10 protein-coding genes are annotated in these 10,189 nt (G+C 64.5%); 5 read left to right on the top strand and 5 right to left on the bottom strand.

From position 1 onward, the window contains the following. The 3 genes from EN893_RS07155 to EN893_RS07145 all read right to left on the bottom strand — a co-directional run. On the bottom strand, positions 1-734 hold a 734-nt coding region (locus tag EN893_RS07155; RefSeq protein WP_281062472.1), incomplete at its 3' end, for a glucoamylase family protein. 212 nt (positions 735-946) lie between these two features. Beyond that, positions 947-1,699, bottom strand: coding sequence for an SDR family NAD(P)-dependent oxidoreductase (locus EN893_RS07150; RefSeq protein WP_127266933.1), 753 nt, complete (start codon positions 1,697-1,699; stop codon positions 947-949). Between the two features lie 132 nt (positions 1,700-1,831). Then, positions 1,832-2,641, bottom strand: coding sequence for an IclR family transcriptional regulator (locus EN893_RS07145; protein ID WP_127266932.1), 810 nt, complete (start codon positions 2,639-2,641; stop codon positions 1,832-1,834). Between the two features lie 184 nt (positions 2,642-2,825). On the opposite strand from EN893_RS07145, the gene EN893_RS07140 reads away from it, so the two are divergent. From EN893_RS07140 to EN893_RS07120, 5 genes are read left to right on the top strand one after another with little or no spacing between them, the layout of a single operon-like run. Then, positions 2,826-3,839 carry an ABC transporter permease gene (locus EN893_RS07140; RefSeq protein ID WP_023811560.1) on the top strand — a complete coding sequence of 338 codons (1,014 nt, stop codon included), beginning with the start codon at positions 2,826-2,828 and terminating at the stop codon, positions 3,837-3,839. Continuing rightward, positions 3,839-4,681, top strand: a complete 843-nt coding sequence (locus tag EN893_RS07135) for an ABC transporter permease (RefSeq protein ID WP_127276927.1) — start codon at positions 3,839-3,841, stop codon at positions 4,679-4,681. The genes EN893_RS07140 and EN893_RS07135 overlap by 1 nt, the downstream gene beginning before the upstream one ends. A 3-nt stretch (positions 4,682-4,684) precedes the next feature. Further along, the gene (locus EN893_RS07130) at positions 4,685-5,761 is read left to right on the top strand and encodes an ABC transporter ATP-binding protein (RefSeq protein WP_127271705.1); all 1,077 of its coding nucleotides are present in this window, start codon (positions 4,685-4,687) and stop codon (positions 5,759-5,761) included. After that, on the top strand, positions 5,758-6,789 hold the full coding sequence (locus tag EN893_RS07125) for a dipeptide ABC transporter ATP-binding protein (protein WP_127272704.1): 1,032 nt from the start codon (positions 5,758-5,760) through the stop codon (positions 6,787-6,789). The genes EN893_RS07130 and EN893_RS07125 overlap by 4 nt, the downstream gene beginning before the upstream one ends. A gap of 35 nt (positions 6,790-6,824) precedes the next feature. Next, complete coding sequence (locus EN893_RS07120) at positions 6,825-8,096, top strand: CaiB/BaiF CoA-transferase family protein (protein WP_127272705.1); 1,272 nt, start codon at positions 6,825-6,827, stop codon at positions 8,094-8,096. A gap of 104 nt (positions 8,097-8,200) precedes the next feature. On the opposite strand, the gene EN893_RS07115 is transcribed toward EN893_RS07120, so the two are convergent. Both EN893_RS07115 and otnK read right to left on the bottom strand, forming a co-directional pair. After that, entirely contained in the window at positions 8,201-8,839 is a 639-nt protein-coding gene (locus tag EN893_RS07115; protein ID WP_127272706.1) for a class II aldolase/adducin family protein, read from the bottom strand. Then, the coding region (gene otnK, locus EN893_RS07110; RefSeq protein WP_164900746.1) for a 3-oxo-tetronate kinase at positions 8,839-10,189 on the bottom strand (1,351 nt) is incomplete at its 5' end. The genes EN893_RS07115 and otnK, both read right to left, overlap by 1 nt.

The raw sequence follows: 10,189 nt of genomic DNA, 5'->3' as shown, positions 1-10,189 counted from the left end.
ATCCAGGCATGCGAGAACTGGTGCATGAACAGCGGACCGCCATACAGCACGTCGTAGCCGTAGATGTTTTCCCACTGATAGGTCGCCGTCCAGCCCTCGTAGCTGTTGTCCGAGGTCGGGCTGTCGGGCGAAGCCATCGACAGGATGTAGAGGATCGTGGCTTCGTTGTAGCCCTCCCAGCCATAGTGGAGAAAGCCGCTCTTCGGCTTCCAGCCTTGTCGCAAGGTCGGGCTTGAGCCTTGTGCCCACCGCCAGTCGACGCGCCGGTAGAGCGCCTCGGCCAGTTGGCGGATTTCGGCTTCCTCGTCATCGTCACCGGAGAAATAGGCGCCCGCCACCAGCATGCCCGATATCAGCAATGCCGTATCCACCATCGACAGTTCGCAGCGCCAGACGCGCAGGCCGGTCCGCATATCGAGGAAATGGTAGTAGAAACCCTTGTGGCCGGTGACGTCGTCGCTATGGCCTTGCGGGCTGGCCGAGAAGAAGCGCAGCGCGGCCAGCGTCAGCTTCGCGGCGGCATCGCGCGCCATCCAGCCGCGCTCGACGCCGATCGGATAACTGGACAGCGCGAAGCCGACGACAGCGATGCTGGCCGGCGAATTCGGCCGCGACGTGTCGGCGACCAATCCGTTTTCGGGGTTCACGTTCTCGAGGAAATAGTCGAAGGCGGCGCGCTGATAGCGGTCCAGAAGCTCGTCGTCGGACAGCGCGGCAGGCTCGGCTCTAAGCAAAGGAAACAAGCGCCCGCCGGATGGTTGCAGCGTCCGTCAACCGCCAACCAGTTGCCCCGCATCGGCAGATCATCACGCATGCTGAACTGTCATGCCGCGTCATAGCTTTCCCGTATAGCTTTGTTGCGTCAACGTCGATTCGACGCCTGGGACTATACGCCCCTACGCTCCCGTTCGTTGCGTCGTCACGCGGAATTGAAACGCGTCCTGCCTCAGTAGGTGGCGCGGCCGCCGGAAACGTCGAACACGGCGGCGGTCGTGAACGAACACTCTTCCGAGGCAATCCAGCAGATCAGCGCCGCCACCTCTTCGACCTCGCCGAAGCGCGCCATCGGTATCTTGGACAGCATGAAGTCGATGTGCTCCTGGCTCATCTGCTTGAAGATAGCGGTGCGCACGGCCGCCGGTGTGACGCAATTGACCGTCACCTTGGTCTTGGCCAGTTCCTTGCCGAGCGACTTGGTCAGGCCGATCACCGCGGCCTTCGAGGTGCTGTAGGCCGAAGCGTTGGGATTGCCTTCCTTGCCGGCGATCGAGGCGATGTTGACGATGCGGCCATAGTTGCGCTCGAGCATGTGCGGCACGAGCGCCTTGTTGCAGTAGAAGACGCCGTTGATGTTGATGTCGATGACCTTCTGCCAATCCTCGGTCGAATAGTTCCAGGTCGTCATGTTCGGCCCGGTGATCGCCGCACTGGTGACCAGGATGTCGACACCGCCAAGCGCTTCGATCGCCGACTGCTTGGCGCGTTCCACGCCGGCCGCATCGGCGACGTCGATGGCAACACCGTGGAGGCCGGGAAGGGTGGCTTTGGCCTGTTCGATCTGAGCCGGATCGCGATCCCAGACTGAAACCCGTCCGCCCTCTTCGACAATCCTCTGAGCCACTGCCAGACCGATGCCTGAAGCGCCGCCGGTGATCACCGCCGCTCGACCGCTGAACCGCCCTGTAAAATTCATCGGCATCCTATTTTCCCGATCATCCCAACCCGATGGACGATGACGGCACGCGACCGCCATACCATCGACTGCGACTGTGCGGTCCCCATCAGGCGAGTTCAAGCCGGCATGCGAGGCCGATCGTCTGGGCCAATCCCGTTACCCGGGATTTCCCTCGAGCTCTCTGCCCAGCGCCTTCACCATCGCCACCAGCGCCGGTCCGATCTCGGCATGCGCGCGCTCTTCCGTGATGATCTCGCCGATGCCGCCGCAGGTGATGGCAACCAGCGGCGAGCCGTCACTCGGACGGAACGGCACGCCGACCGCATGAATATAGCTGTGCCAGGCGCCGAACGACGTCACATAGCCCTTGTCTGCATACTGGGCGATCGCATCGTCGATCGCCGCCCCGATCATCGCCGCCCTGTCCGGCTCGGCCTCCTGCAAAGCCTCCACAAGGCGAGCGCGCTCCTCAGGTGAAAGGGCCGCCGCATAGGCCAGCCCCATCGATGTCTTCCAGATCGGCAGGTAGGAGCCTGGATTGAGGCGCAGCGTGACAAGGCTCTCCGACCGGCAATTGGCCAGATAGACCATGTTGAGGCTGTCGCGCGTGCCGAGCGCCACCGCCGCACCGGTCAGGTCGGCCAGCGGCTGCATCAGCGGCCGGGCGACGTGAACGACGGCGCTGGAACTGAGCGCCGAATAGCCCAGCGCCACGGTGGCGGGTCCCAGGCTGTAGCGGCCAAGGTCCTTGTCGTAGAGGAGATAGCCGAGCGCGCTTAGCGTATAGGTGATGCGTGAAACCGTGGCCTTGGGCAGGCCGGTGCGGGCAATGATGTCCTGGTTGCCGAGTGAGGCATCGCCCGGGCGGAAGGCGCGCAGGATGCCGAGCCCGCGCACCAGCGACGACGAAAGCTGCGCGCCTTCGCCTTCAAGCTCCGTCTCGTCCCTGGTGGCTCGCTTGCGCACGCTGAGGTCTTTCTGGCGTCGTCGTCCGCCTGTCGGGCCAGCGTCGCCGGCGTTGTCTAAAAAATGAAATTAAATTCCATTTATATTGACAGGCGCTTTCCCCCACTGTCAATATGCTTCCCTCGATGGCATCTCCAAGCGCCCTGTGCCATCTTACGAAGCCCCTCCTTGTGAAGGTAGCCACGTGTCTCGCTATATTTTGCGCCGGCTTATCGCCATGCCGTTTCTGGTGCTCGGCATCGTCACCATCGCCTTCCTGATCACTACGGTGACCAAGGGCGATCCGCTGACCGCGATTGTCGCCGAACAGCAGATGAGCAACCCCGAAGTGGTGGCCGCCGCCAAGGCGCGCTGGGGTCTCGATCGTCCTTTGCCGGAACGCTATATGATATATCTTGGGAATCTGCTGAGCGGCGATCTTGGCACCTCGTTCATCACCAAGCGCAATGTCGGCACCGACATTCTCTACCGCTTGCCGGCAACGCTCGAACTGGTTTTCGCTGCGATGATCTTCGGCACCACGCTCGGCATTGTGCTTGGTGTGCTGGCCGCCTATTTCCGCAACAGCCTGATCGATCATGGCGCGCGGCTGTTCGCCTTGTTCGGCTCTTCGCTGCCGGTGTTCTGGTCGGGGCTCGGCCTGTTGTTCATCTTCTCCGTCATGCTGAACTGGCTGCCGGGGCCGGGCAGGGTCGATGCCCGCCTGGCATTGCCGCCCGGCATCACCGGCTTCCTGACCATCGATTCGCTTCTGGCTGGCGACTGGACCGTCTTCAAGGACGCGCTCTGGCACCTGCTTCTGCCGGCCTTCGTCCTCGGCTGGACGGTTTCCGGCACCATATCGCGGCTGGTGCGCGCCAACATGCTTGATGTGATGAGCCGCGAGTTCGTCCTCACCGCGCGCGCCAAGGGGGCGAGCGAATTCCGCGTCGTCATCGTCCATGCGTTGCGCAACACCATGGTACCGACCCTGACCGTCATCGGCTATTCCTTCGCCTATCTGATCACCGGCGCGGTGCTGACAGAAACCATCTTTTCCTGGCCCGGCATGGGCTCCTATGCCGTCGAGGCGGCGCGCGCGCTCGACTTCCCGGCGATCATCGGCGTCACCATCGTCGGCGGCCTCGCCTTCCTGGTCACCAACCTCATCACGGACATCCTCTACGTGGTGGCCAATCCGCGCGTGAGGTTGAGCTGATGTCGGCGGTCACAACCAAATCCCATTCCGCCGCTGTTCCCGAATGGCTGACCGCGCCGTTGGTCATCGGCACGGTCGTCATCCTGTTCTGGCTGTTCATGACCGTCTTCGCCGCCTTAATCGTGCAGTTCGATCCGCTCGAAATGGTCGCGCGCCGCTTGCAGCCGCCGAGCTGGGCGCACTGGCTGGGCACCGATGCTCTCGGCCGCGATGTTCTCGCCCGCACCTTGCACGGGGCGGCGCATTCGCTGCCGATCGCGGTTCTGGTCGTCGTCTCGGCTGTGGTGATCGGCTCGCTGCTCGGTGCCATTTCCGGGTTCGTCGGCGGGCTGACCGGTGCGGCGATCATGCGGCTTGTCGACGTCACTCTGTCCTTCCCGCCGATGCTGCTGGCTATGGCCGTCGCGGCGTCGCTTGGGCCGGGCCTCGGCAATGCCGCCATCGCCATGGTTCTGGTCTGGTGGCCGGTCTATGCCCGGCTGATGCGGGCGCAGGTGCTGGAGGTGAAGGAGCGTGAGCATGTCGAGGCGGCGATCGCCGCCGGCGCCAGGCCGCGCCGCGTGCTGTTCACGCACATATTGCCGCTTTGCTGGACCCCGGTGCTGATCAGCGCGACGATGGATCTCGGCCAGGTCGTGCTGCTTGCCGCGTCGCTCAGCTTCATCGGTCTCGGCGCCACGCCGCCGACGCCCGAATGGGGGTCGATGATCTCCGATGGCGCCGTCCATTTCTACCAATGGTGGATCGCCTTCGGTCCGGGCGTCGCCATCCTCACCATCGTGCTCGGCTTCAACTTCATCGGCGACGGCTTGCGCGACATTCTCGATCCAAGGTCGGATTAAGCGATGAGCGCACAGATATCTTCAGCGCAGTCCGGCGCAGCCGACAAGGCAGGCGAGCGCGAGCCGCTGCTGTCCATACGCGGCCTGCGGGTAGGCTTCCGGCGGGCAGGCGATCAGTTCGAAGCGGTGCGCGGCATCGACCTCGAAGTCGCCAAGGGCGAAGTGGTCGGCATTGTCGGGGAATCCGGCTCGGGCAAGTCCGTCGGCATGCTCGCCGCGCTCGGCCTGACGTCGAAGAACGCGGTCGTCACCGGTTCGGTCCGCTTCAACGGCGACGAACTGGTCGGCAAATCGTCACGCGAAATGCGCAAGATCAGGGGCGCGCGCATCGCCATGATTTTTCAGGACCCGCTGTCCTCGCTAAACCCGGTGATGACCGTCGGCGCCCAGATCGCCGAGGCGGTCAGGCTGCATCAGCGCGTCACCCGCAAGCAGGCCATGGCGCGGGCGGTGGAATTGCTCAATCTGGTGGCGATCCCGCAGCCGGAGCGCCGGGTGAACCAGTATCCGCATGAATTCTCCGGCGGCATGCGCCAGCGCGCGGTCATCGCCATGGCCGTCGCCAACGATCCCGATTTGCTGATCGCCGACGAACCGACCACGGCGCTCGATGTGACGGTGCAGGCGCAGATACTGGCAGTGCTGCGTTCGTTGCAGGAGCGGCTCGGCCTTGGCCTGGTGCTGATTACCCATGATCTCGGCGTCGTCGCCGGTCATGCCGACCGCGTCGCGGTCGTCTATTCCGGCCGTGTCGTCGAACAGGCTGGCGTATCCGAGCTGTTCGCCGACCCGCGCCATCCCTATACGCGCGGCCTCATTGCCTCGATCCCCAATCTCGAGGAAAGCCGCGAGCGGCTGTTTTCGATCGATGGCTCGCCACCCGCACTTGGGCGCTTGCCGGGCGGCTGCGCCTTCCATCCGCGCTGCATCTATGCCGAGGCACGCTGCAGGACCGAGGATCCGCCTTTGCACGACATAGGCGGCCGCTTCTCGGCCTGCCATTTCGCGACGACCTTGCCGCCCTTCCATAGCGCCTCGCTGGCGGCGGCAGAACTGGACAGTGGAAGCATGGCCCCATGAGCGCAGTGGAGCAAACTCAAGTCGAAACCAAGCCGGCGGCAGCGCTTTCCGTGCGCCATCTTGTCAAGGATTTTCCGGTTCGCGGTGGCCTCGTCTTCGATCGCGCGGTTGCCCATGTGCGTGCGGTGGCCGATGTGTCCTTTGACTTGGCGCCGGGCGAAACGCTGGGCCTCGTCGGCGAATCCGGTTGCGGCAAGTCGACTCTCGGACGCTGCCTGATGCGGCTGATCGAGCCCACCAGCGGCGAAAGCTGGTTCCGGGGCCAGAACCTGCTCGCCCTCAACCACGAAGACATGCGCCTGATGCGGCGCTACATCCAGCTGGTCTTCCAGGACCCGTACGGGTCGCTGCATCCGCGCATGCGCATTGCCGACAACGTCGCCGAGCCGCTGCGCATGAGCGACATGTCGGCGGCCGACCGCCGCGCCCGCGTCGCCGAACTGCTCGAACTGGTGCGGCTCAATCCCGAGCATGGCAAGCGCTATCCGCACGAACTGTCAGGCGGCCAGCGCCAGCGTGTCGTCATCGCCCGGGCGCTTGCGCTGAACCCGCAAGTGGTGATCCTCGACGAACCGGTTTCGGCGCTCGATGTTTCGGTGCAGGCTGGCGTGCTCAATTTGCTCAGGGATATCCAGCAGTCTTTCGGCACATCCTATCTGTTCATCGCACATGATCTTTCGGTCGTGCGCCACATCTCGCACCAGGTCGCGGTGATGTATCTCGGCAAGATCGTAGAGATCGCACCCGCGGCCGAACTCTATTCGAGGGCGCTGCATCCCTACACGCAGGCGCTGCTGTCGGCGGTGCCGCTCGCCAATCCCGAGAAGGAGCGCAAGCGCGAGCGCATCGTACTGACCGGTGACGTGCCGAGCCCGCTCAACCCACCATCCGGCTGCCGCTTCCGCACGCGCTGCTTCAAGGCGCAGGCGATCTGCGCTGCCGTCGAACCGCCGCTCGATCCGGCTGGCGGTTCGCATCGCGTCGCCTGTCATTTTCCGGAGCCGGTCAACACGTTCAAGACTGTGTGATTGGCCTGCCGAATTCACCCGAAGGAATCTTGATCGTGACTGAGGACCATTCCGAGAATGCCGGTACGGCAGGATCCGCGCGCCTGCCGCTCGAAGGCATCAAGGTTCTCGATCTTTCCCGCGTGCTCGCCGGTCCTTGGGCAACGATGAGCCTTGCCGATCTCGGCGCCGAGGTCTGGAAGATCGAGAACATAGATGGCGGCGACGACACCAGGGCGTGGTCGGTGCCGAGCTACAAGGGTGTCTCGACCTACTATCTCTGCGCCAATCGCGGCAAGCAGAGCATCGCGCTCGACATGAAAAGCCCGCAGGGGCTGGCCATCGTGCGCGAACTGGCGGCGAAGGCCGACATCGTCGTCGAGAATTTCCGCTCCGGCACCGCCGACCGCCTCGGCGTCGGTTTCAAGGAACTCAGCGCGCCAAACCCGCGGCTGATCTACTGCTCGATCTCCGGCTATGGTCAGACCGGGCCCGATGCCGGACGGCCCGGCTATGATTTCGTCATGCAGGCCGAAAGCGGCCTGATGGCCATCACTGGCGAGAGCAATGGCGAGCCGATGCGCGTCGGCGTCGCCATCACCGACATCGTCTGCGGCATGGTCTCGACGCAGTCGATCCTGGCAGCGCTTTACGAGCGCGCGACGACCGGCAAGGGCCAGTTCCTCGACCTGTCGCTGATCGACTGCGCGCTCAGCCTGCTGATCAATATCGGCAGCGGTTACCTCAACACCGGCCGCGAGGTCGCCCGCTACGGCAATGCGCATCCGACGGTTGTCCCCTATCAGATATTCGAGGCCTCCGATGGCGGCTTCGCGCTGGCCGTCGGCAATGACCGCCAGTTCGCGGCGCTGTGCGAGAAGGTCCTTGATCTGCCACATCTGGCTGGGGATGCGCGCTTCATCAAGGCAGGCGCGCGTGCCACCAACCGCGAGGCTTTGATCCCCGAATTGGCGGCTGCCTTCAAGACGCGGACGCGCGACCACTGGATGGCAACCTGCGCCGCCGCCAGCGTGCCGGCCGGCACCGTAAAATCGATACCGGAAGTCTTCGACAGTCCCAATGTGCGTGAGCGTGGCCTCGTCCAGACCTTGCCGCATCCGCATCTCGGCTCCGTCGCCATGGTGCGCCCGGCACAGGGACTTGCCGCGCAGCTGACCGCCGACTTTACCGCGCCGCCGATGCTGGGCCAGGACACAGCTGCCGTGCTGGCCGACGTGCTCGGCTACAGCGCCGAGACCATCGACCAACTGATCGGCTCCGGGGCTGTCAGCGTCTATGCGCCTGCCGCCGAACCGATCCCCGCCTGATCTTCCACGGAACGTGGCAGCCCTCGTCTCGCATTTGCGGTTCGACGACTGGTGGTTCTTAACTTCAAGAGCGCGAAGAGCCGCTCCCGGAATTGCTCGGCCGGCTACTTCTGCTGGCCGTAATTCTTGTACCGCCCCCGAATGGCGGCGATCTCGCTGCCCTCGATGAGCACCGGTGTACCGGCGCTGCGCGCCAAAAGGTATTGCCGCGCCAAGGTCTCGAGCTTGATGGTGCGGACGAGCGCCGTGTCGAGATCGCCGCCGAAAGCGATCATGCCATGATTGGCGAGCAGGCAGGCCGACCTGTCCTTGAGCGCGACGACGGCAACCTTGGCCAGTTCGCTTGACGCGAACAGCGCATAGTCCGAACAGCGCACATCATCGCCACCGAAACCCGCGACCATGTAATGGAACAGCGGCAGTCCCTCGCGCAGGCACGATAGCGCCACGCAATGGTCGGGATGGGCATGCACGACGGCACCGGCCTCGGGGAAAGCCTTGTAGATCTCGGCGTGCATTTCCCATTCGCTCGACGGCCGGAACGCCCCCTCCCAGCTGCCATCGAGTTGCATCGGCACCATCTGCTCCGGCCGAAGCGCGCTTGTAGCTATTCCCGTCGGCGTGATCATCATGCCGCTTGTCGTCCGCACACTGATGTTGCCGGTGGTGCCGACATTCATTCCGCTGGCGTCCAGCGTCTGCGTCGCGGTGATCAGGCTGGCGCGTGCAGTCTCGGTGTCCATCACGATGCTTTTCCTGTGGTTGGCCGCATGACAGGTTTTGCCGGTGGCCATATATCGATCGCCGGCGCGACGGTGGTCGCCCGTGTCATGTCTTGCAGGACGTCGGCGAAAATATCCGGGCCGCCGAGCTTCCCCGATTTCAACATCAGCGCCAGCGGCTCGGGTGGCAGGCCGGGGAGGTGGGCAGTGGCACGCGACAGTCCCGGCCCCTCATAGGCACCCATGGCGATGCGGTCGATGCCGAGCGCCTTGACCACCGAACCGGCGGTCTCGCCGCCGGCGACGACCAGCCGCCGCACACCGAGTTCGAGCACAAGAATGTGTGCAATCCCGGCCAGCATCTCTTCCGCCTTTGCCGCCACCGCGTTGCGGCCATGCGCCTGCTGCAGCGCTTCGACCGTCGCTTGCGGCGCCGTCGTGGCAATGGCGATCATCGTGCCGGGCAAATGCCGCTGGGCGAAGGCACGCGCTTCGGCCACGACATCGGCGCCGGCGAAGGCGCTGGCCAGATCGATCGTCAGCAGTGGATTGTTTTGCGCAAAGCGTTCGAGCTGTTCGATGGTGCGGTCGGCAACGCTGCCGGCCAGCACCGCCGCTGGGCCGTTTATGGCCGGCAGGCTGGCGGTAACGAGATCGACTGAATTCAGCAGCCCATGCGTGAGCCAGGCCGGTGGCAGATGCGCGGCGACCGAGGAATTGCCGGTCATCAGCGGCAGGTCGAAGGTCGCTTCCGCGATCGCAACCAGGTCGCGCTCGCGGATCGTGTCGGTGACCAGCAGCGTCTCGCCGCCCGCGCTGTGCTCTCGTATGGCGTTGCGGATGGCCTCCGCCCCGGCATCGACGACGAGATAGGGCACCAGCCCGACCTTGCCTTTGCTCTGCGCCTGCAGCACGCGAACCAGATTGGAATCGGTCATCGGCGTCAGCGGATCGAAGCGCTTGGGCGATTCACCCAGCAATTGGGCGCCGCCGAACATGTGTCCCTGATAGACGGTGCGGCCGGTCTCACACAGCGCCGGAGTGAACAGCGTGACGCCGCCGCCGAGGCGCTCGAGCAGCGCCTCGGCGCAAGGACCGATGTTGCCGGCAGGTGTCGAATCGAAAGTGGCGCAATATTTGAAGAAGATCTGCCGGGCACCAGCTTCAAGCAGCCGGTCCGCCGCCTCCAGAACCTGGCGCACCGCATCGCTGGCCGCGATGACGCGGGTCTTCAGCAGGATCACATGGGCAAGATTGCCTGGTGGGATCGGCGCACTCAGTCCGACCGTGCATCCCGTTGGAATGCCGCGCGCCACCAGCATCGACGCCAGCTCGGTGCCGCCGGTCAGATCGTCGGCTATGGCGCCGAAC

It is taken from the genome of Mesorhizobium sp. M7A.F.Ca.CA.004.04.2.1 (genome assembly GCF_004022825.1).
GTDB lineage: Bacteria > Pseudomonadota > Alphaproteobacteria > Rhizobiales > Rhizobiaceae > Mesorhizobium.
The sequence above is the reverse complement of the archived record's forward strand: the minus strand, read 5'-3'. Positions and strand labels throughout refer to the sequence as shown.

Bases quoted from the DNA above. Each gene is read 5' to 3' on its own strand.
- EN893_RS07150 (WP_127266933.1), bottom strand. From the start codon at position 1,699: ATGCCGATGAATTTTACAGGGCGGTTCAGCGGTCGAGCGGCGGTGATC.
- EN893_RS07135 (WP_127276927.1), top strand. From the start codon at position 3,839: ATGTCGGCGGTCACAACCAAATCCCATTCCGCCGCTGTTCCCGAATGG.
- EN893_RS07130 (WP_127271705.1), top strand. From the start codon at position 4,685: ATGAGCGCACAGATATCTTCAGCGCAGTCCGGCGCAGCCGACAAGGCA.
- EN893_RS07125 (WP_127272704.1), top strand. From the start codon at position 5,758: ATGAGCGCAGTGGAGCAAACTCAAGTCGAAACCAAGCCGGCGGCAGCG.
- EN893_RS07115 (WP_127272706.1), bottom strand. From the start codon at position 8,839: ATGGACACCGAGACTGCACGCGCCAGCCTGATCACCGCGACGCAGACG.